Origin of the sequence: Enterobacter sp. RHBSTW-00175 (assembly GCF_013927005.1) — a bacterium.
Lineage (GTDB): Bacteria > Pseudomonadota > Gammaproteobacteria > Enterobacterales > Enterobacteriaceae > Enterobacter.
Map to the genome: position 1 here is coordinate 150,667 of NZ_CP055930.1, position 20,532 is coordinate 171,198.

The window sequence follows — 20,532 nt, forward strand, 5'->3', positions numbered from 1 at the left end:
TTTATCAAAATTAATTTAAAGGTTAGCTTCTTGGGTGTTTGCCAGTGACATAACACTTGATCAGCAAATATACGTTTGAGAAGTCGCAGCGATACAAGTTTTGTATTATTTTTTTAAATAAATAAAAATTTCTTTTTATACTTGGATAATGTCTTGCTATCAATGCTGCGTCATACAGCCTTTCTTTCAAACGAAATCCATTTAACGGTTTGTTCTCAGCCCGGGATAATGAGTGTAAAATACGCCCCTGACAGGTGATACTTACACTATTGAATGCGTTTGAATATCGTTGAGTTCTGATGAAGAAGGATGTGTCGATCCCATATAAAGCAAAATGTTCATCAAATACCTGACCATACTCCTTGCTCAGTAGATTGGCAAAGTGATTACTTATTGTAAGTCCAGACGATATTGACATAAGACCAGAAACTTTAGTAGTCCCTTCAGAATAAATTGTTTTACCATTGATCGTTGGATAGTAAATTTCCTGATCGTTTTGACTTATAATCAATGGCAAAAGTATATCGCTACTGGATTCAGCAACGTTGGTTATCAACTCTGGTCTAAAAATTGAGTCATCATCGAAGATGATGTAGTAATCTGCATCTAGATTATCATTGATAAATTTGTTATATATTTTACTTAGAGATTTATTTTCTAAAAACTCGTGAAATTCAATAGAGTCAAAATCAGAATTCTTATTTTGGAACTCAGGAAAATCATCAATTTTTTCCGGCCCATTATTAACAATAGTTAAACTTAAATTTCTTTTATTTTCAATTTCTAGAACGGATTTAATTGTTGCCGAATCTTTTATTTTTTTATTATACAGGACAATCAATACTGATATTTTATTTATTTGCATTTAGTATCCTTTTCCCGGTTAAAAATTGGTCTCAGAATTTCATCCCAGGAAAATTTTTCTTCCGCAATAGTTCGCTCTCTCAATGGAAAATCGTCAGACAGCGTTTGATACCAATTTATTATTTCATCTATTGGGATATTACTCTCATCTGCATCTACCTGAAACACATAAAAATCGTCATTATTAAATGCATCATCATAATGACTTTTGATGAATGGCATTCCCATTGCAGTATATTCTTTTGATTTAATAGAACTGTTATTATTATTACCGCTTCTATGTCGACCCAAGGCATCAACACAGATGTTAACTTCTTCTAAAACTGTTTTAATATCTTTATCCGCTAAACGACCTAGAAAAATGACTCTTCCTTCAGGATCCTCTTCATTTGCGATAGCTTTTAAGCGGCTAAATTCGGGCTCTGAATCACCTATAATATAACATTTTACTCTATGCTCGCCCTCATAATGACCTATTGACCTAACTAATCTGTCATAACCATGCCAGAACATCAAATTTGCTATTCCGGCAAATACAAATATATCGTTGTTTTTTTTATATGGTTGTGATAGGGAAACACTGCTAAGGTCAACACCATTTGAAATTTTCCGGGCACTTATTCCATAAATTCTATCAGGGCCATCCCCAATAAACAAAATTTCTTTGATATTCTTTTTATAAAGTAATAGTGAAATTTTGTACACGACATTACTGATAAACCCTTTCACACCGACTTGTTCTTTATTATATGGGTAAGTTGGTATTTCCATATATATAGTGCATAGAGGATTTATTGCCCTGACTTTATTTATAGCCATAGAGGAAAATAATGGATAAAGGCCTCCATGAGGTTTCCGAAGGTAAACAAAGTCATATCTTTTATTTATATTCTGACTCAAATTAAAGAAAAAAAGATAGCGGTGCTTCAACGAAATTTGTTTAACAGCAGTGCCTGTATCAATCACCAAATCATTGTCATTTTCATAGACAAAATCAACAGTAAAGCCTAACCTTTCGAAAGCCGCACGTTGGGCCAATGTTTTTTTCCACACACCACTTGTATTATCTTTCTTTACATGTGTGATAAAAAGCAAACTAGCCATTATTTCTTCTCCAATAACATCACATAGAGATATTTTAAGATGGCATAGGGTAATGCACGAAGTTTATAGTGAATAGCCAGATATACATCATTCTCAGCTGAATGTTTACGCGCCCAGTATGGGTTTGAATCCCTTGCTCCCCCCCAGCCACGGCAGTGATATGCTTTAAGGTCAGTAAACACTTTTATACCCCATTTTTTGCCGAGTCTAAGAGATAACTCTATATCCTCCTTGTACATATAAAAACTTTCCTCAAAACCAATATTCCCGCGGCTATCAGGAAGAGCTTTTAGCGCTGTACTTTTGCAAAGCATGAATGCACCGCAAATCGCTTCATATTTTATATCAATTTTATTAGCTATGCTGCATGGTCCCTGGATATCCTTCCATCTACCAATAGCGTCACATTTAATACCGAGTGAGTCATAAAACGCTAATGGTCGATTTTCATCAATAGAGTATTTTTCCAGTCCAACAGAAAAAACACCTGTAGATTGGTTCTCGTGTGAGTTGGCCCGTTTCAATAACTCATCGAGTTCATTACTTTCAATTCTGGCATCTGGATTTAAGAAAAGAACAAAGTCAAAATTGTCAATATCATATAACGCTCTGTTATTGGCTTTTGCAAAGCCTAAATTTTTTTCAAATATGATTTCGACATTGTTATGTTTTTCAAGCTTACTTAAATAGGTAACATCTGAAGAACCAGAATCCACTACTCTCACATGACACAGTTCTCTATCAAACAAAGGTGCCAATGCCCAGTCTATAAATTTCTGGCTATTATATGTAACTACAATGACAAGTAATTTAACGTTCAACATTTCCAGTCCTGGTACTTTGCCTTTTCAAAAACCTTATAGGCATTGGGTGTGACTATAAGTCATAATTGCTACATTAAAAACACATTGGGTGGGTTTTGATTAATGCAATTAATTTACTGAACGGTAGTTTAGTTTATTATTTATTTTGTGTTAGCTCGTTTTTGCTTATTCGTATAGTGGTCGAAATAAAAACATTCTTTGTAAAAGAGCACAAAGAAAATGGTTGTCTCAATGATTTAATATTTTCTATTATAAAATTGCAAAAATAGTCATTAGTGTTCTACTTCAATTATTATTCATTAGCATAGCAAAATAGCATTACACCTAATTAGTTTCATCATCGCAATGACTTTATATACGGGGCAAGATTAAATAGTGCCCCATATATACAGCTAATGCAATTATTTAAATGCAGGTTGATTGCTATCTTTTTCTGACAATACAGGTTCCCCTGTTAATGGCCAGTTAATATTGATAGTTTTATCATTCCAGATTAAACCGCGATCACTTTCTGGATGATAATAATTTGTGGTTTTATAGACAAATTCGGCTGTGTCACTCAAGACAAGGAATCCATGAGCAAAACCTTCTGGGATCCAGAACTGGCGTTTGTTTTCCGCAGAAAGATGCACCCCAACCCATTTACCGTAGGTAGGTGATGATTCTCTTATATCTACTGCAACATCGAAAACTTCACCAACAATACAGCGCACCAACTTTCCTTGCGCATAAGGTTCTAACTGGTAGTGCAATCCCCGTAAAACACCTTTCGTTGATTTCGAGTGGTTATCCTGAACAAACTCCACCTTACGTCCCACAGCTTCTTCAAACTGCTTTTGGCTAAAGCTTTCAAAGAAAAAGCCTCTATCATCACCAAATACCCGAGGTTCAAAAATAAGCACATCTGGAATATCAGTCTTAACTACGTTCATTGCTTAGTACCCTTTAATCATTTTTAGCAGATACTGGCCATAAGCATTTTTTTTCAGCGGCTCAGCCAAGACTTTAACTTGTTCCGCATCGATAAAACCTTTGCGATAAGCAATTTCTTCTGGGCAAGAGACTTTTAGCCCCTGGCGCTCTTCAATCGTTGCGATAAAGTTACTCGCCTCAATCAGACTCTGATGTGTGCCAGTATCAAGCCACGCATAGCCTCGGCCCATCATAGCAACAGAAAGACGCCCCTGCTCCAGATAGATGCGATTGATATCAGTGATTTCGAGCTCGCCGCGCGCTGAAGGTTTCAGATTCTTAGCCATTTCCACAACATCATTATCATAGAAATAGAGACCTGTTACCGCATAATTACTTTTTGGCTCCAGTGGCTTTTCTTCAAGGCTGATTGCAGTTCCGTTTTTATCAAATTCAACAACTCCATAACGCTCTGGATCATTGACGTGATAAGCAAAAACAGTAGCACCCTCGCCTTTTGTTATTGCCGCTTCGAGCTGCTTTGGCAGGTCGTGACCATAGAAAATATTGTCGCCCAAAACCAGTGCACAACTATCATCGCCAATAAACTCTTCGCCGATAATAAAGGCTTGTGCCAGCCCATCTGGACTTGGCTGTACTTTATATTGCAAGTTCAGCCCCCACTGGCTGCCATTACCGAGCAGCTGTTCAAAGCGAGGAGTATCCTGTGGCGTACTAATGATCAAAATATCTTTGATACCTGCAAGCATCAGCGTTGAGAGCGGGTAATAAATCATAGGTTTATCGTAGATAGGCAGTAATTGTTTACTTACAGCCATCGTTACTGGATAAAGACGAGTACCTGAACCACCAGCCAGAATAATACCTTTACGCGTAGTCATTTTTTTCTCTATAAATATAAAATGCCCGTATACGGGCATTTACTTAAATTGATTGGGTCGTGAACAACTCAGCAAGCATTCGTTTAACACCCACTTCCCATGACGGCAAGACCAGTCCAAAATTACGCTGGAATTTCTCTGTATTAAGACGAGAATTATGCGGACGACGAGCGGGAGTTGGGTAAGCTGACGTAGGAACCGGATTAAGTTTCTCAATAGCCAGTTCGATACCGGCACTACGAGCCTCTTCAAATACCAGAGCAGCATAGTCGTACCAGGTCGTCATATTGGACGCAACAAGATGATATAATCCCGCCACTTCCGGCTTATTTACAGCTACACGAATAGCATGGGCTGTACAGTCAGCCAATAATTCCGCCCCTGTAGGCGCGCCAACCTGATCATTGATAACAGACAGTTCAGTACGTTCTTTTGCCAGACGCAACATCGTTTTAGCAAAGTTGTTGCCTTTCCCTGCGTACACCCAACTGGTACGGAAGATCAGGTGTTTAGGGCAATACGCCTGAAGCGCTTTTTCGCCATCAAGCTTAGTTTGGCCGTACACATTCAGAGGGTTTGTAGCGTCTGTTTCCTGCCATGGCGTTTCGCCATTGCCCGGGAATACATAATCTGTTGAATAGTGAACCACCCAAGCACCAATTTTTGCCGCTTCTCTTGCAATTGCTTCCACACTCGTTGCATTCAGCAGCTGCGCAAATTCCGGTTCGGATTCTGCTTTATCAACAGCAGTGTGTGCAGCTGCGTTAACAATCACATCAGGTTTAATGCTACGAACAGTCTGGGCAATACCTTCTGGATTACTAAAATCGCCGCAATATTCTTTAGAATGGACATCCAGGGCAATTACGTTTCCGAGCGGAGCCAGTGCACGCTGGAGTTCCCAGCCCACCTGACCTGTTTTACCGAAAAGCAGAATATTCATTACTTACGTTCTCCATAATTCTGCTCGATCCAGCTTTTGTATGCGCCACTTTTTACGTTGTTAACCCAATCCTTATTACTCAGATACCATTCAACCGTTTTACGGATCCCGCTTTCAAATGTTTCTTCTGGTTTCCATCCCAGTTCCGCGCTGATTTTATGAGCATCAATAGCATAGCGACGGTCGTGACCTGGACGGTCAGCCACATAGGTCAGTTGATCGCGATAGGAACCTTCTTTTGGCACGATTTCATCAAGCAGATCGCAGATGGTATGTACAACATCCAGGTTCTGTTTTTCGTTATGACCACCGATATTGTAAGTCTCGCCAGGTTTACCCTGAGTCACCACGATGTATAGTGCACGCGCATGATCTTCCACATACAGCCAATCGCGGATCTGATCCCCTTTGCCATAGATCGGCAGCGCTTTACCATCCAGCGCATTCAGAATAACCAGCGGGATCAGCTTTTCCGGGAAGTGGTATGGTCCATAGTTGTTTGAACAGTTAGTTACGATGGTCGGGAAGCCATAGGTACGCAGCCATGCACGGACGAGGTGATCGCTGGAGGCTTTAGAGGCGGAGTAAGGGCTGCTCGGTGCATAAGCCGTTGTTTCTGTGAACAATGGTAGTTCGGTTGAAGCTGGGTTTTCATCCGGATGCGGCAGGTCGCCGTAAACTTCATCCGTTGAAATGTGATGGAAACGGAACGCGGATTTCGCGCTATCAGACAATGCTGACCAGTACGCACGAGCCGCTTCCAGCAGAACATATGTTCCAACAATATTCGTTTCGATGAAGGCAGCAGGACCAGTAATTGAACGGTCAACATGGCTTTCAGCAGCAAGATGCATAACAGCATCAGGCTTATGCTCTGCAAAAATGCGCTCCATCGCAGCTTTATCGCAGATATCAGCCTGTTCAAATGCATAACGCTCGCTGCCACTAACTTGGGCAAGAGACTCCAGATTACCGGCGTAGGTCAGCTTATCAACATTCACCACCTCGTCCTGAGTATTATTAATAATATGCCTTACAACTGCCGAGCCGATAAAACCGGCGCCACCTGTAACTAGAATTTTCACGTTGTCTATTCCGTTGTATTGAATAAATCGAGATATATATGTTCCTGATATACCGCTAAACAGGAACTGAACTCAGAAATATGCACGCTACCGCCCCTGGCTCAAAAGCTACCAGTGCACTGCATACCTTCAGGATGTGAGGTTTTACGGTTAAAATGCGGACATATTCACAGCAGGGGAAACCGTAAAACGGGTGCTAATTGTCATCTTTATTGCATACAGACACAAGTAGAAATATCTGTCATGTAATACAAAAAAACAAAAGTAACATGTTGTTATAGTTAGTATCTTTAAAACTAAGTAGCAACTGACATCGCGGGTTTAAGTTACGCCCAGAACATCAGTTGCATCGAGATTAGAATTTACTCAGGCGCACTGGGTGGTGCACTTAATCACTGGTCAGCAGCTTCTTAATGCTCTCGCGGAACTTCTGCCCTTCTTTCAGGTTGCGCATTCCGTAGTTCACAAAAGCTTGCATGTAACCCATTTTCTTACCGCAGTCGTAGCTGTCGCCGGTCATCAGCATGGCGTCAACGGACTGTTTCTTCGCCAGCTCTGCAATGGCGTCAGTCAGTTGAACACGATCCCATGCGCCAGGGGCAGTCTTCTCGAGTTCAGCCCAGATGTCGGCGTTCAGAACATAGCGGCCAACGGCCATCAGATCGGAATCCAGAGTCTGTGGCTGATCCGGTTTTTCGATAAACTCAACGATACGGCTCACCTGGCCTTCCGAATCCAGGGACTCTTTGGTCTGGATGACGGAGTATTCAGACAGATCGCCCTTCATGCGCTTGGCCAGAACCTGGCTGCGGCCGGTTTCATTGAAACGCGCAACCATCGCGGCGAGGTTGTAACGCAGCGGATCGGCGGTTGCGGTGTCCAGAATGATGTCCGGCAGAACAACAATAAATGGATTGTCACCCACAAGAGGGCGTGCACAAAGAATGGAGTGCCCAAGACCCAGTGGCTGCGCCTGACGAACGTTCATGATGGTCACGCCAGGAGGACAGATAGACTGAACTTCGGCCAGCAGCTGGCGTTTAACACGCTGTTCAAGCAGCGCTTCGAGTTCGTAAGAGGTGTCGAAGTGGTTTTCTACGGCATTCTTGGATGAGTGCGTCACCAGAACGATTTCTTTGATCCCTGCGGCAACAATTTCGTCAACGATGTACTGAATCATTGGCTTATCAACGATTGGCAGCATCTCTTTAGGAATTGCCTTCGTGGCTGGCAGCATATGCATACCCAGGCCCGCCACCGGAATGACTGCTTTCAAATTAATCATTATTTCTTCCACCTTAAAATGGTTGACGAATTATAGCTCTTTAACCTGTTTTCGCCAGCATGATTTACCGTAACCTTCAGGTGATATTACGCTTTACCATCACAAATTACAGTAGTTGCATTCTGAATAGCGCGTGAATTCATACCAGGAATTATCGCAAAATAGCAAAAGCTGGGTTAACCGTGTGGCAGCCTAAAATTTAGCCGATCTGTATTCACGATTTGCTGATCAACCCGGTCAATATCTACCGAGCTTTGCCCCTTCTCATTTACTGCCTTGATGTTTGCCAGAGACAGCAGCGTCTCTTCTTTGGCCATAAACTTCCCGCGTACATCCTTGCGGAGATCAAAGTTCATCTTCAGTGCCGGGCCGATAGTTGACTCTTGCATGACATTGATATTGCGCAAAAAAAGGTGTTGCGGTTTATTGTGAAGTTCGAGGGTGGCGCGCGTCATGTTGACGTTAGTGATGGCGACAAAAGAGGTGGCATTGCCGGATGAAATCTGGATGCCGCGCAACTTATAATCAAGCTGCCTATTATCCAGGCTAATATCATTGATTTTAAAGTTCTGCGGGATCGAAAGATAATCTCCCTTAATTACCCCATAGCCAATTAACATACCAGCGCTATCGACCATATCAATATTATCAATAACAAAATTATCGCAGCCGTAAATAGCTACCGTGGCATTATCAATTCCCGCTTTTTTACTGAAATCAGGGGTGATATTTTTGGCTTTGACATTACGAATAATAAAGTGTTTACCGTTTTCCACATGGACTAATTGCCTGCAATTGCTGCCGGTAATATTCGCCACCACGAAATTCTTCACCGCCTGCTTTTCAGGATAATCATTGTCATAGGTACTCCCGGCAAGGCCTATGCCGATGCCCCAGTTGATCTTGCCGTTGGTACAGTTGATGTTATCGATAACATGGTCAGAGATCAGGATATCCTGGTCGTTAATGGCCACGTTCCATTCGATAGCATCCCCCTGCAAATGGCTAAAACGGCTGTTGGTAATGCGCGCGCCTGCCACCTGATTATGAAATCCCTGGCGCAGGATAGCGTAATTCGCCTGCGTCACAGTAATGTCATCAATAATAAGGTTACGCATAATTTGTGGCTTTTTACCCCCAATATAAATCTGGGTAACGGGGCCAAAACCACTCATCGCCAGCCCGCGGATAACACAATTCGATCCGCGAACGTCCAGAGTAATATTCTCGCTGCGCCCCCCCGCTTCGCCGATCACCTGGCAGCCATCCTGCAACACAAAGCGGCCACGGCCATTGCCCGTCAGCGCCCCGCGGATCAGCAGTGTTTTACCCGCAGGGATAAAAATGCCGGTATTGATGTTGTCACAGGTTAATCCGGCGGGAACCACTACGGTATCGCCTTCGGCAAATGCCTGCTTAAACGCGGCGATCCAGTCCTGACTGTTGTACTGGTTGATGTTCACCGTACGGCTGCCGGCAGCCCTTGCCACCGGAGAAGAGAACAACGGGACAGCGGCCAGCACAGAGCAAGTCGAAATAAATGAGCGTCGGGTAATTTTTTTCAGCATACAGCCTCGGCGTTAAAGCGTGTGTAACAGGCAGGCCAGTTCGCGGTTTATCACGCGCTGGTTGAACTCAGCCTCTACTTTCTGCCGCGCGTTATGCAGCACGGGGATCAGTTCCTGCGGGGCGATATGGCTAAAGGCTGCCAGACGGTCGGCCAGTGCCGATGCATCGTTTTCAGGAACCAGCCAGCCTGAGTGGTCAGGTTCGATAAGCTCAGGGATACCGCTGTGTAACGTCGATACCACCGGGATCCCAACGGCCATGGCTTCCATCAGCGCAACCGGGATCCCCTCCATATCGCCATCCGTGCCGGTTACGGAAGGCAGCAAGAAGACATCCGCCTCATCCAGCATCGCTTTGACTTCATGACTCGGTTTGAAACCGGGCATCTCGACATATCCATCAAGCTCATACTGTTCGATAAGCGTACGCAGGCGGCGTTCCCACGGGCCGATACCCAGAATGCGATAGTGAAACGCCACCCCTTGTTCTTTCAACTGCCGACAAGCCTCGATGGCCACATGCAGTCCTTTTTTCTCGGTCAGACGCGCAACAGAGATGATTTGCAGCGGTTTACCCGGTACCTTGACCGGGCGCTGGGTGAAGCGTTCCATATCCACGCCCATGCGCGAAACGGTGATCTTCTCTCCCGGGCATCCCATGTTTTTCAGGCGCCCGGCCCACAACTCGCTGATCGGCAGCATCATGTCGCCCCGGCGGAAAAGTTGCTGGTACTCCGGGGTGTAGTGGTTCAGCACCTCATGGCTTGAAATATCAATTCCGTGGAAAATGGTCGCGATTTTACCGTCAATAACGCCTAACTCGCGCAATTTCGCTGCGGTAACACCTGCCGGGCCAAAGTGGGCGATAAACACATCCGCCTGATACGGCCGGGGCGTTTGCCCGCAAATTGCCGAGAGGATCAGATTGCGCGACTCAGCACCGTAGCGTGAAATGTTCAGCGCCCGCCACGTGGCGGGGCGATGAATACCGCGCAACGTCTGACAGGCACGATAGCGCAGTTTGCTCAACCGCCCACGCGGCTCATCCTGTAACCAGCGGGTTTTGGCTTCCAGCCCGTACTGCGTCCACGCCGCATGGGTATTTTGCGTATCGCCCTTTTGCAGGGCGATAATCTCAACGTCATACCCCATATCGATAAACGCGGTTATCTGGTTCAGGACAAAGGTTTCTGACGACAACGGAAATTTCAGTAAGAAGAAACCAACCTTCATTTCCCCTCCCCGACGCGGTCGAGAACGGATTTCACCATCCCGATACCTTTTTCGCGCTCCAGCTTCACCGCCACCGCCAGGCGTTCATTGATGGCCGGAAGTTGCCCCAGCGTATCCGCCACCATCGCTGCGAGAGAGCCATCCAGCAGATGACGGATATCCACCGCCATCTCGGGCATTCCCAGCTGCTGCATAATGCCGGCCGATTTGTGTTCATAGTTGATGGCAATCGCCGGAGTGCCAAAGTTCATGGAGATAATCGCCGAATGCAGGCGCGTCCCCACGGTCAGGTCGCAGGCAGAAAGCAACTTGCCCATCTCAAGATCGTTCAGTTCGTCCATCACCACGTGATAACGGGACGGATCGTTAACCAGGTTGCGCAGATTGAGCGCCACCATACGGTCATCTTTGTTATAGCTGTCGATACCGGTACAAGTAGAGAGCGCCAGCACCTGATAACCGTCGTCCAGCAGGCGGTTGACCACCCCGGCGAAGGCTTTCTCGTAGGCCGCCTGCGTCGTCCCCAGACGTTTATCAAAAGGAGCAAGCTCGCGCAGGGTAATCGCCACGGTTTTCTGTTTTGCCGCCACATCCAGCCAGTGCTGTACCGCATAGCTTGCCTGGAAATGTTCGTTCTGATTTTCCACCAGCCAGGCGGTATCCACCCCGTGCTCAACTTTAGAGGTGTCGATTTCGCTACGTTTCATCAGGTCAAGACTGACCGATTCGCGCAGGATCAATGCATCGCAATGACCAAACACATAGTTAGCCAGCTGGTTAAACTGCGGATCCTGGAAAGGCCCCACGCTGTGTCCAATCATAAACAGCGGTTTTTTGGCCATAAAGGTACAGAGCGCGTGCTCAAACTGCGGCACGCCGTAGAGATCGACAAAGAACGATCCCCCCACCTGAATGATGGCGTCATAGCCCGACAGCAGACGGACAAAGTCGGTAAACCCCTGGGCGATGGCAATGTTGCGCAGTTTTCCGGTATCGGTCACGCGCGACAGCAAGACCTGGTGCTGATAGCGACGGCGCAACACTTTCTTTACGCGCCCCATCACGCCGGCTGCGTTGTTGTGCTGTTTCATCTGACTGTACAGCGGGTCGCCCATTACTGGCCGGTTCAGTAACCAGGAGGAGCTCACCGGGTAGCGGCTCATCACGTCCACTTCTGTCTCAGGCTCAAGAGTGTTAATTGCATCCAATAAACCGCGCAGAATGGCGCTGTCGCCACGGTTGCCGCAGGTATGGTTGCCAAGGATAAGTAATTTCATAATGGCCTCTAAAATTAGCCTGCGCGTAGCAGCATTTTCATTTTTTCGTTACGGCAAAACTGGCGCTTCATCTCCACCACCAGCGCATTACGCGACAGCACAATCATCACGCCGAATGCCAGCGCACCCGCCGCAATTTGCACTGCCAGCAGCACCGCTAAAGACAGATGGCCGTTCAGCACCACGCCCAGGCCATAACTCACCGCCAACGTCGGTAAAGACAGATACAGCGGCAGCCACAGGCTCAGGATGTACTGTCGGTAGCTGGAGCCCAGCACCGGTTTAATCATCACGAAGTAGCTCAAAACGGTATTGATGATTTGCACCAGCAGGAAACCCAGGGTGACCCCAATCGCGCCAGCCAGTTGCCCGCCGACAATAATCGCCGGAACAAACAGGAACGTTTTGAAGACATTGAATTTAAAACTGATATCGACACGCGCTTTCGCCATTAACAGCGAGCCGATCGGATTGCCAACAGAGCGCAGCAACCCCACCACGCACAGCAGTTGCAGAACCGGAATGATGCTTACCCACTTCTCACCGAAGACCAGCGGTACCACATTACTGGAAACCACCATCAGCCCCAGCAGCACGGGGAAGTTAATAATCCCCACCACCGAAAGCAGCTTGTAGAAGTTGACGCGCAGCTTCTCCGTGTCGTCCTGAATTTTGGCGAACGCCGGAAACAGCACGCGGGTGATGATGGGGTTCAGCTTCATCGGCGGAACAACTGCAACGTTATAGGCCAGGTTATAACCGCCCGCGACGCTGGCCCCCAGAATGCGCGCCAGCACTAGCGTGGACAGGTTGGTGTTAACATAGTTGATAATGCTGTCGGCCGTCAGCCACGCGCCAAAGCGCAGGTTCGACGACACAGATGCCAGGGAGAAATGCAGCCCCGGGCGGTAAATCCTGCGGCCAAAGTAGCCAAACAGCAGCGTCCGGACGGCAGAGTTCACCAGGTAACCCAGGATCGCGGTTAACGCCAGCGGCCAGAAATGCGCGCTCACCACGGTAAAGGTAAAGCCCGCCAGCACCGCGCTGGTTTCAATCATGCCAATCTTGTTGAACTCCAGCTCTTTTTGCATCAGCGCGCGATACTGCTGACCGTGCGGGATCACCACGAAAGCAAAAGAGAGGGTGCGCATCAGCGGGGCCAGGTCCGGGTTATGCAGCACGCTGGCAATCACATCACTCAGCAGGAACACCAGCACAAAGACGAAGATCCCCAGTCCAACGTTCAGCCAGTAGAGCGTGGTCAGCTCAAGCTGGCTAATCTCTTTACGCTGGATAATCGAGTTGGCGATACCAAAATCAGACAGCGTGTCAGCAAGCGCAATAATGACCAGCGACACGGTCAGCAGACCAAACTGGTGATTATCGATAATGCGCGCCAGCACCGTCATCTGCACCAGCCCCAGGCCAATGATGACAATGGTCGCCATTGCCGACCATTTTGCGCCGCTGATGGTTTTTTCACGTAAACTCATGACCGTTCCTTAATACGCCGCTTTGTTCACAAAGCCTTTAAAGATGGTCAGAAAGACGATTTTGATATCGAACCAGAGACTCCACTCACGGATGTACTCCAGGTCAAACTCAATACGTTTTTCCATTTTTTCCAGGGTGTCAGTCTCACCGCGCCAGCCGTTAATCTGCGCCCAGCCGGTGATCCCCGGCTTCACTTTATGGCGCAGCATGTAACCCTCAATCAGTGAGCGATACTGTTCGTTGTGCGCTACCGCATGTGGGCGTGGGCCGACGATGGACATACCACCGGTAAAGACGTTGATAAACTGCGGCAGCTCATCCAGCGAGGTACGGCGCAGGAAATTACCCACCCGGGTCACGCGCGGATCGTTTTGTGTCGCCTGAGTTACCACTTTGTCGTTTTCCATCACCTTCATGGAGCGGAACTTCCACACCATGATGGGCTTGCCGTCCATGCCGTAGCGAGTCTGGCGGAAGATAATCGGGCCAGGAGAGCTGAGCTTCACCGCCAGTGCAATGCAGCACAGCACCGGGGAGATCAGCAGTAAAATCAGCGAGGAGAGCAGGATATCTTCCACGCGCTTGAGCACGCGGTTAATGCCTGAAAGCGGCGTATCGTACAGCGGCACAACGGGCACGCCATTCACTTCATCGATACGCGAATGCAGGATATTAAAGGTAAAGACGTCAGGAATGAGGATCACCGAACAGGTGGTATCCGCCAGCTCACGCACCAGATGCTTAATGTACGACTCATCGCTCATCTGCATGGCGATGTAAACGTTGTGTATTTTGCCCGCCTTCGCATCGTCAATCAGCTGCTCGAAGTTGCCCGCCCAGTCGGCAGGCACGCCGCCCGGTTTGGCATCGTGGTAGATCCCCACCCCTTCCAGCCCCAGCCACGGCTCTTTACGAAAACTGTCCAGCAGCACCTGTCCTACCGGCAAATCGCCCGCAACCGCCACATAGCGCGTGTTGTAACCCCGGTTACGTAGCCAGCCCGCAAAGTAGCGAATCTGGGAACGGCAGACCACCATGCCCAGGCTGGTTAACACGTACCAGCAAAGATACGTCACCAGACGGGTGTCAAAATCATGGCTAAATGCCACCAGACCTGCGCTGAAAATCAGGCTTAACGTCCAGTTCTGAATCAACAGCAGCAGCTCGGTGGTGATTTTTACGCCACGCCATGAGCGGTAGAAATCGGTTACCCCGCCGATCATCTGAAACACCACCAGTGCAATCAACGCCATCAGCAAATGCATGTAGAAGAATGTCTGTCCGCTTATCCGGCACACCACCCACAACCCACCGACCATGATGGTGATGTCAGAAAATCGCTGCACCATAGAGATTAACGATGCATTCGTTCTGGCTCGCTCGCGCTTTCTTAGATTCGTCATCGTTGTTCCTGTTATCGGATCCCCCTCCCGTTGGGAGGGGGCAAGTTTTACTGATTCAACAACGCCAGAATGTCCTGCGTTCGCGCTTCCATCAGTGGGACATCCGCCCGCGATTCCACATTCAGGCGAACCACCGGCTCGGTGTTTGAAGAGCGCAGATTGAACCGCCACTGCGGGAACGACATGCTGATGCCATCGGTTCGATCAATTTCCAGCGCGTGAAGGGCGAAGTGTTGCTCTACGCGGGCGATCGCCTCGGCCGGCAGCGCCAGCTTGCTGTTGATCTCCCCGCTTGCCGGGAATGCCGCCATACGGTCGCGTACCAGTTCGCCCAGAGTCTGTCCTTTAAGACACAGCAGCTCCGTCACCAGCAGCCACGGGATCATCCCGCTGTCGCAGTAAGCAAAATCGCGGAAGTAGTGGTGGGCGCTCATCTCGCCACCGTAGATGGCATCTTCTTCACGCATCCGCTCTTTGATGAACGCGTGGCCGGTTTTGGACATCACCGGCTTGCCGCCCGCAGCCGCCACCACATCGACGGTATTCCACGACAGGCGTGGATCGTGAATGATCTTCGCTCCCGGGTTTTTCTCGAGGAACGCTTCCGCCAGCAGGCCAACAATGTAATAGCCTTCGATAAACTGGCCTTTTTCGTCAAACAGGAAGCAGCGGTCAAAGTCGCCGTCAAAGGCGATACCCATATCCGCGCCGTGTTCGATCACCGCGTTGCGGGTGTCATCGCGGCACTCGGGCAGCAGCGGGTTAGGAATACCGTTCGGGAAGTTACCGTCCGGGGTGTTATGCACTTTAATGAAGGTGACCGGGACGTTCAGCGCCTTAAAGCGCGCTTCCAGGGCATCGACAACCGGGCCAGCGGCACCGTTCCCGGAGTTAATCACCAGCTTCAGCGGCTTGAGGTTTGCCACGTTGATGTAGCCAAGCAGATGGTCGATGTACTCTTTTTGCAGGTTGATCTGTTTGTAGCTGCCGCGTTTTGTCTCGTTCACCGGCGGGAAGTCGTTCGCTTCGGCAAGACGCTGCACGTCACGCAGGCCGGTATCGCCGCTGATAGGACGCGCGCCCTTGCGCACCAGCTTCATGCCGTTGTAGTCCATCGGGTTATGGCTGGCGGTCACTTCGATACCGCCGTCCACGCCCAGATGGAAGGTAGCGAAATAGATCTCTTCCGTACCGGAAAGACCAATATCCAGCACATCGACGCCTGCATCCTGCAACCCTTTTGCCAGTGCACTTTTCAGTGACGCACTGGTCAGACGCACATCGCCGCCCAGAACAATGGTTTTCGGTTTTAAATATTCGCCATACGCGCGACCAATACGCCATGCGATGTCTTCATTCAGCTCTTCGCCCAGCTTGCCGCGAATATCGTAGGCTTTAAAACAGGTTAATTTTTCCATGATGACCCCTTTTTTCAGGCAACAGTTGGCCCTGACCATGTAATGGCCAATTTCATTTTTGTCATTCGTAGGCCCGGCAGGCACAGCGCCACCGGGCATGATGCGAAGGCGTTACACTCGCCCGTAGCGATCCTGGAAGCGCACAATGTCGTCCTCTTCCAGATACGAGCCTGAGCGAACTTCAATCAGGTCGAGCGGAATTTTCCCTGGGTTTTCCAGGCAATGCGTCGCCCCAAGCGGGATATACACGGACTCGTTTTCACCAATCAGTTTGATTTCACCGTCGATGGTCACTTTGGCGGTTCCGGCCACCACCACCCAGTGTTCGGCGCGGTGATGATGCATCTGCACAGACAGCCCTTCCCCTGGCTTCACGGTGATGCGTTTTACCTGATAGCGATCGCCGGAATCGATGGAGTCATATTTGCCCCACGGGCGATACACTTCGCGATGAATGTGGTGTTCATGTCGGCCATCTGCCTTGATCTTCTCGACCACTTTCTTGACATCCTGAACCGCGTTACGGTCAGCAATCAGCACGGCATCTTTGGTCTGAACGACAACCAGATCCTTCACGCCCACCGTGGTAACCAGCCCGGATTCAGCGTACACATAGCTGTTTTCCGTTTTATGGCTGATTACATCACCATGGTGGACATTTCCCTCCGGGGTATGTGCGCTGATCTCCCACAAGGATGACCATGAGCCAACGTCGCTCCAGCCGGCATCCATCGGCACCACTACCGCATCCGCGGTGCGCTCCATCACGGCATAGTCAATGGACTCTTCCGGGCAGGCGAGGAAGGCTTCTTCATCCACACGGATAAAGTCGAGATCCGGGTCAACCGCATCCATCGCTTTTTCACAGGCAGTGAGGATATCCGGGCGGAATTTTTCCAGCTCTTCCAGATAGCGCCCGGCGCGGAACAGGAACATACCGCTGTTCCAGTAATACTCGCCGCTGCCGACATAGGCCTGCGCGGTTTCCAGATTCGGTTTTTCGACAAACTGCGCCACGTTAAACGCCAGGCTCTCGCCTTCACCTGGCGTGACATCGCCCCGGCGGATGTAGCCATAACCGGTTTCTGGCAGATCCGGTACGATCCCGAAAGTCACCAGTTTGCCGCTCTCGGCGTAAGGAATGGCGGAACGCACCGCGTCACGGAAGATGTCTTCCTGCTGGATAACATGGTCAGCGGCCAGCACCAGCATCATCGGATCACACTCCGGGCTGCTGCGTTTTGCCGCCAGCGCTGCCAGTGCTATGGCTGGCGCCGTGTTGCGCCCTGCCGGCTCCAGAATGATGTTTTCAGTCAGCTTGTTGAGCTGACGTAGCTGCTCGGCCACGATAAAGCGGTGTTGTTCATTACAAATCACCACCGGGCTTTCGCACTCCACGCCGTTCAGACGAGAAACTGTCGTTTGCAGCATGGTGAGATCCCCTTTCAGGCAGAGGAACTGTTTTGGATAGAGCACGCGGGACAGCGGCCACAACCGGCTACCAGAGCCACCAGCCATCACGACCGGAAAAAGTTTGGTTTGACTCATTATTTATCCCCGTATATCTGCAATAAATTGGCTAAGGACGTTCTCTTTTTCGAGCGTGCGCCCGGCATATTCACGTGCCACGATGTTCTCTTTAGGCAGCGCGAGCGCCTGTTCGATCCCGGTAACCAGCGCCTCAACGGACTCCGGCTCAACGCAAACCGCAATTCCCGGGTAGCTGTCGCATAGCTGACCCAGCTCGGTATCGGCCTCGGCGGTGATCACCGCATTGCCGCCTACCGCCAGAATGTTGGTCAGTTTTGATGGCAGCACGGCATCTGCTGCACCGCGTTTTTGTACCACCAGATGGCAGTCCCCCATCTTCAGCAGCGCCGGCAGCGCCTCGTACGGCTGAAGCGGGTAAAATTTCACGTTGGTCAGGCCACGTTCGCTGACCATTTTTTCCAGTCGCGCTTTACCGCCACCCTGCCCGACAATCACAAACGTCAGGGCATGACGGCTAAGCTGTCCGGCAGCCTCAACCACACTTTCCAGCCCCTGCTTTTCCCCGATGTTGCCCGAGTAAAGAATAATTTTTTGATCTTCAGGCAAACCGAGTTGTTCACGAAGCACCACTGCATCGTGTTCAGACACATTGCGAAAACGCGCCACTTCAGACCAGTTCGGGAAAAAGATCACTTTTTCCGCTGCGACGCCTTTCTCCTGCGCTTTATTCATCATTGAGCGTGAGATGGTCGAGACGTAATCCACGTTGTGCAGGCCGCTACGCTCAAACGCACTGGCCAGTTTTGCCACCCTGCCACCCTTGCCTTTCCCGGCCATTCCCAGCCCCAGCATAGCGTCCACTTCGTAGTCCTGAATGTGCAGCAAGGTGCGTGCACCCGAAAGCTTGCCCAGCAGGCGCATTCCTGGCGTGCAAAACAGCGTGGGCACCACGCCGATAATGAGTTCTGGCTTCCAGCGACGTTGTGCCATCAGCGGGAAGAAACTGCTCAGGGCAAAACTGCCCAGATGAATTAAACGTTTCAGCGTCGAAGGCTGTTTCGGCACGTACAACGGGCAGCGCCAGACCGTTGCCGCGCCCTGTTCGCGGCGATACCGCCAACCAGAGTAGCGCTCGCCCACCTGCCATTCCGGGTAGTAAGGCGGCGCGGTAATGACCCGCACGTCATGACCCTGGTCTGCCATCCACTCGACCATTTCACCGGTGTATTTACCAATCCCCGTTAATTCCGGCGAATAGTTGATTCCGTATACGAGGATTTTCATAAGCCCGGCACCTCAGCCTGACGCTCCGCCAGAAAATAGGCGCGGCTGTTGTCGTGTACGTTGTCACTTGCCAGCAACGCCTCTGGCTTGTGCCAGCGGTAGTCGTCATGCTGAGCATCAGGCAGACGAAGGTCTGCCTGATTCACCTTCAGGCGAAAACCGAGCACCACGTAGTGTGTGGTGAAATCAGCCCCGGAAAAGTTATCGTCGTAGAAGTGCTGCCAGACCCCGTAAAACTGGCCTGCAGACTGCGGCAAGCGCAGCCCGAGTTCCGCCAGGGTAAGACGCTCAAAAGCACTGGTGAGCGTCTCATCCTTCTGCACACGTCCACCGGGTACGAACCAGTACCCAAGTGCCGGGCGGTTGGTTCGTTTCCCCAGCAAGAACTCGCCGCGTTCGTTCTCCACAATCAAATCGATTGAGATAAGTGGAGTGGAACGGACTACCGTGGCAAAGTCTTCCTGATTTAAAAACATATCTACCCCCGGAAGCGGTGCTGGTTTTCCAGGAACCACTGATAGGTGCTGGCAAGCCCCTGCTCAAGTGACACCTCGTGATACCAGCCCAGCTGATGCAGGCGCGTTACATCCAGTAATTTACGTGGTGTGCCGTCGGGTTTTGAGGCGTCGAACACCACGCGGCCTTTGTAACCCACCACTTTCGCCAGGGTTTGCGCCAGCTCGCGAATGGTGCAGTCCACGCCGGTGCCCACGTTAATGTGCGAGAGCATCGGTTGCGTGTTCTCCTGCCACACTTCGCGATCCAGCTCCATCACGTGAATGCTGGCTGCCGCCATGTCGTCCACGTGCAGGAACTCACGCATCGGCGTACCGCTGCCCCACACCACCACATCCGGTGCGTTATCAGCCGTCGCTTCGTGAAAGCGGCGCAGCAGCGCCGGGATCACGTGCGAATTGCTCGGGTGGAAATTATCGTTCGGCCCATACAGGTTGGTCGGCATGACCGAGCGATAATCGCGACCGTACTGGCGGTTATAGGACTCGCACAGTTTGATCCCGGCAATCTTGGCAATAGCGTACGGCTCATTGGTCGCTTCGAGCGTGCCTTGCAGCAGCTCGCTTTCCGCCATCGGCTGTTTCGCCATTTTCGGGTAAATACAGGATGAACCGAGGAACAGCAGCTTATTCACGTTGTGCAGATGCGCGGCGTGAATAATGTTGCTCTCAATCATCATGTTCTCGTAGATGAAATCAGCCGGGTAGGTGTTGTTGGCGACAATGCCGCCCACCTTTGCCGCCGCCAGATACACCTGATCGATACGCGAGTCTGCAAAGAAATCCTGCACGGCTTTGCTGTCGAGCAAATTCAGCTCGTCACGCGTACGGACAATCACCTCAACGTCACCACGTTGTTCCAGCTGGCGGACAATGGCGGAACCCACCATGCCGCGATGACCGGCGACAAAAATACGTTGTTTGGTCATT

General features: G+C 49.6%; 18 protein-coding genes. All 18 read right to left on the minus strand.

Annotated features, from left to right (window positions below; genetic code table 11):
• Positions 1-22: 22 nt before the first annotated feature.
• Complete coding sequence (locus HV107_RS00755; protein ID WP_182061668.1) at positions 23-865, minus strand: glycosyltransferase family 2 protein; 843 nt, start codon at positions 863-865, stop codon at positions 23-25.
• On the minus strand, positions 856-1,968 hold the full coding sequence (locus HV107_RS00760; RefSeq protein WP_182061669.1) for a glycosyltransferase: 1,113 nt from the start codon (positions 1,966-1,968) through the stop codon (positions 856-858). The genes HV107_RS00755 and HV107_RS00760 overlap by 10 nt, the downstream gene beginning before the upstream one ends.
• Positions 1,968-2,792: a glycosyltransferase family 2 protein gene (locus HV107_RS00765; protein WP_259349667.1), complete on the minus strand. Its 825-nt coding sequence runs from the start codon at positions 2,790-2,792 to the stop codon at positions 1,968-1,970. The genes HV107_RS00760 and HV107_RS00765 overlap by 1 nt, the downstream gene beginning before the upstream one ends.
• Before the next feature lie 401 nt (positions 2,793-3,193).
• Complete coding sequence (gene rfbC / locus HV107_RS00770) at positions 3,194-3,724, minus strand: dTDP-4-dehydrorhamnose 3,5-epimerase (protein ID WP_182061670.1); 531 nt, start codon at positions 3,722-3,724, stop codon at positions 3,194-3,196.
• A 3-nt stretch (positions 3,725-3,727) separates the two neighbouring features.
• Entirely contained in the window at positions 3,728-4,606 is an 879-nt protein-coding gene (gene rfbA / locus HV107_RS00775; protein WP_182061671.1) for a glucose-1-phosphate thymidylyltransferase RfbA, read from the minus strand.
• 43 nt (positions 4,607-4,649) lie between these two features.
• The gene (gene rfbD, locus HV107_RS00780) at positions 4,650-5,549 is read right to left on the minus strand and encodes a dTDP-4-dehydrorhamnose reductase (protein WP_182061672.1); all 900 of its coding nucleotides are present in this window, start codon (positions 5,547-5,549) and stop codon (positions 4,650-4,652) included.
• Positions 5,549-6,634 carry a dTDP-glucose 4,6-dehydratase gene (rfbB, locus tag HV107_RS00785; protein WP_182061673.1) on the minus strand — a complete coding sequence of 362 codons (1,086 nt, stop codon included), beginning with the start codon at positions 6,632-6,634 and terminating at the stop codon, positions 5,549-5,551. The genes rfbD and rfbB overlap by 1 nt, the downstream gene beginning before the upstream one ends.
• A 388-nt stretch (positions 6,635-7,022) precedes the next feature.
• Complete coding sequence (gene galF / locus HV107_RS00790) at positions 7,023-7,919, minus strand: GalU regulator GalF (protein ID WP_182061674.1); 897 nt, start codon at positions 7,917-7,919, stop codon at positions 7,023-7,025.
• A 176-nt stretch (positions 7,920-8,095) separates the two neighbouring features.
• Positions 8,096-9,487 carry a colanic acid biosynthesis protein WcaM gene (gene wcaM, locus HV107_RS00795; RefSeq protein WP_182061675.1) on the minus strand — a complete coding sequence of 464 codons (1,392 nt, stop codon included), beginning with the start codon at positions 9,485-9,487 and terminating at the stop codon, positions 8,096-8,098.
• A gap of 12 nt (positions 9,488-9,499) precedes the next feature.
• The gene (wcaL, locus tag HV107_RS00800; RefSeq protein ID WP_182061676.1) at positions 9,500-10,720 is read right to left on the minus strand and encodes a colanic acid biosynthesis glycosyltransferase WcaL; all 1,221 of its coding nucleotides are present in this window, start codon (positions 10,718-10,720) and stop codon (positions 9,500-9,502) included.
• Positions 10,717-11,997, minus strand: coding sequence for a colanic acid biosynthesis pyruvyl transferase WcaK (wcaK, locus tag HV107_RS00805; RefSeq protein WP_182061677.1), 1,281 nt, complete (start codon positions 11,995-11,997; stop codon positions 10,717-10,719). Before wcaK ends, wcaL begins: the two co-directional genes overlap by 4 nt.
• Before the next feature lie 14 nt (positions 11,998-12,011).
• The gene (wzxC, locus tag HV107_RS00810; RefSeq protein ID WP_182061678.1) at positions 12,012-13,490 is read right to left on the minus strand and encodes a colanic acid undecaprenyl disphosphate flippase WzxC; all 1,479 of its coding nucleotides are present in this window, start codon (positions 13,488-13,490) and stop codon (positions 12,012-12,014) included.
• 9 nt (positions 13,491-13,499) lie between these two features.
• The gene (gene wcaJ, locus HV107_RS00815; RefSeq protein WP_182061679.1) at positions 13,500-14,894 is read right to left on the minus strand and encodes an undecaprenyl-phosphate glucose phosphotransferase; all 1,395 of its coding nucleotides are present in this window, start codon (positions 14,892-14,894) and stop codon (positions 13,500-13,502) included.
• Positions 14,895-14,941: 47 nt separating this feature from the next.
• Positions 14,942-16,312, minus strand: coding sequence for a colanic acid biosynthesis phosphomannomutase CpsG (gene cpsG / locus HV107_RS00820; protein ID WP_182061680.1), 1,371 nt, complete (start codon positions 16,310-16,312; stop codon positions 14,942-14,944).
• Between the two features lie 111 nt (positions 16,313-16,423).
• On the minus strand, positions 16,424-17,860 hold the full coding sequence (cpsB, locus tag HV107_RS00825) for a mannose-1-phosphate guanyltransferase (RefSeq protein ID WP_182061681.1): 1,437 nt from the start codon (positions 17,858-17,860) through the stop codon (positions 16,424-16,426).
• A gap of 3 nt (positions 17,861-17,863) precedes the next feature.
• Entirely contained in the window at positions 17,864-19,087 is a 1,224-nt protein-coding gene (gene wcaI / locus HV107_RS00830; protein WP_182061682.1) for a colanic acid biosynthesis fucosyltransferase WcaI, read from the minus strand.
• Positions 19,084-19,563, minus strand: a complete 480-nt coding sequence (locus HV107_RS00835; protein WP_182061683.1) for a GDP-mannose mannosyl hydrolase — start codon at positions 19,561-19,563, stop codon at positions 19,084-19,086. The genes wcaI and HV107_RS00835 overlap by 4 nt, the downstream gene beginning before the upstream one ends.
• Positions 19,564-19,565: 2 nt before the next feature.
• The gene (locus HV107_RS00840; RefSeq protein WP_182061684.1) at positions 19,566-20,531 is read right to left on the minus strand and encodes a GDP-L-fucose synthase; all 966 of its coding nucleotides are present in this window, start codon (positions 20,529-20,531) and stop codon (positions 19,566-19,568) included.
• Position 20,532: the final 1 nt, after the last annotated feature.

Excerpts from the sequence above, each read along its gene's own strand:
- HV107_RS00755 (WP_182061668.1), bottom strand. The coding sequence starts at position 865 with ATGCAAATAAATAAAATATCAGTATTGATTGTCCTGTATAATAAAAAA.
- HV107_RS00760 (WP_182061669.1), bottom strand. The coding sequence starts at position 1,968 with ATGGCTAGTTTGCTTTTTATCACACATGTAAAGAAAGATAATACAAGT.
- HV107_RS00765 (WP_259349667.1), bottom strand. The coding sequence starts at position 2,792 with ATGTTGAACGTTAAATTACTTGTCATTGTAGTTACATATAATAGCCAG.
- rfbC (WP_182061670.1), bottom strand. The coding sequence starts at position 3,724 with ATGAACGTAGTTAAGACTGATATTCCAGATGTGCTTATTTTTGAACCT.
- rfbA (WP_182061671.1), bottom strand. The coding sequence starts at position 4,606 with ATGACTACGCGTAAAGGTATTATTCTGGCTGGTGGTTCAGGTACTCGT.
- rfbD (WP_182061672.1), bottom strand. The coding sequence starts at position 5,549 with ATGAATATTCTGCTTTTCGGTAAAACAGGTCAGGTGGGCTGGGAACTC.
- galF (WP_182061674.1), bottom strand. The coding sequence starts at position 7,919 with ATGATTAATTTGAAAGCAGTCATTCCGGTGGCGGGCCTGGGTATGCAT.
- wcaM (WP_182061675.1), bottom strand. The coding sequence starts at position 9,487 with ATGCTGAAAAAAATTACCCGACGCTCATTTATTTCGACTTGCTCTGTG.
- wcaL (WP_182061676.1), bottom strand. The coding sequence starts at position 10,720 with ATGAAGGTTGGTTTCTTCTTACTGAAATTTCCGTTGTCGTCAGAAACC.
- wcaK (WP_182061677.1), bottom strand. The coding sequence starts at position 11,997 with ATGAAATTACTTATCCTTGGCAACCATACCTGCGGCAACCGTGGCGAC.
- wzxC (WP_182061678.1), bottom strand. The coding sequence starts at position 13,490 with ATGAGTTTACGTGAAAAAACCATCAGCGGCGCAAAATGGTCGGCAATG.
- wcaJ (WP_182061679.1), bottom strand. The coding sequence starts at position 14,894 with ATGACGAATCTAAGAAAGCGCGAGCGAGCCAGAACGAATGCATCGTTA.
- cpsG (WP_182061680.1), bottom strand. The coding sequence starts at position 16,312 with ATGGAAAAATTAACCTGTTTTAAAGCCTACGATATTCGCGGCAAGCTG.
- cpsB (WP_182061681.1), bottom strand. The coding sequence starts at position 17,860 with ATGAGTCAAACCAAACTTTTTCCGGTCGTGATGGCTGGTGGCTCTGGT.
- wcaI (WP_182061682.1), bottom strand. The coding sequence starts at position 19,087 with ATGAAAATCCTCGTATACGGAATCAACTATTCGCCGGAATTAACGGGG.
- HV107_RS00835 (WP_182061683.1), bottom strand. The coding sequence starts at position 19,563 with ATGTTTTTAAATCAGGAAGACTTTGCCACGGTAGTCCGTTCCACTCCA.
- HV107_RS00840 (WP_182061684.1), bottom strand. The coding sequence starts at position 20,531 with ATGACCAAACAACGTATTTTTGTCGCCGGTCATCGCGGCATGGTGGGT.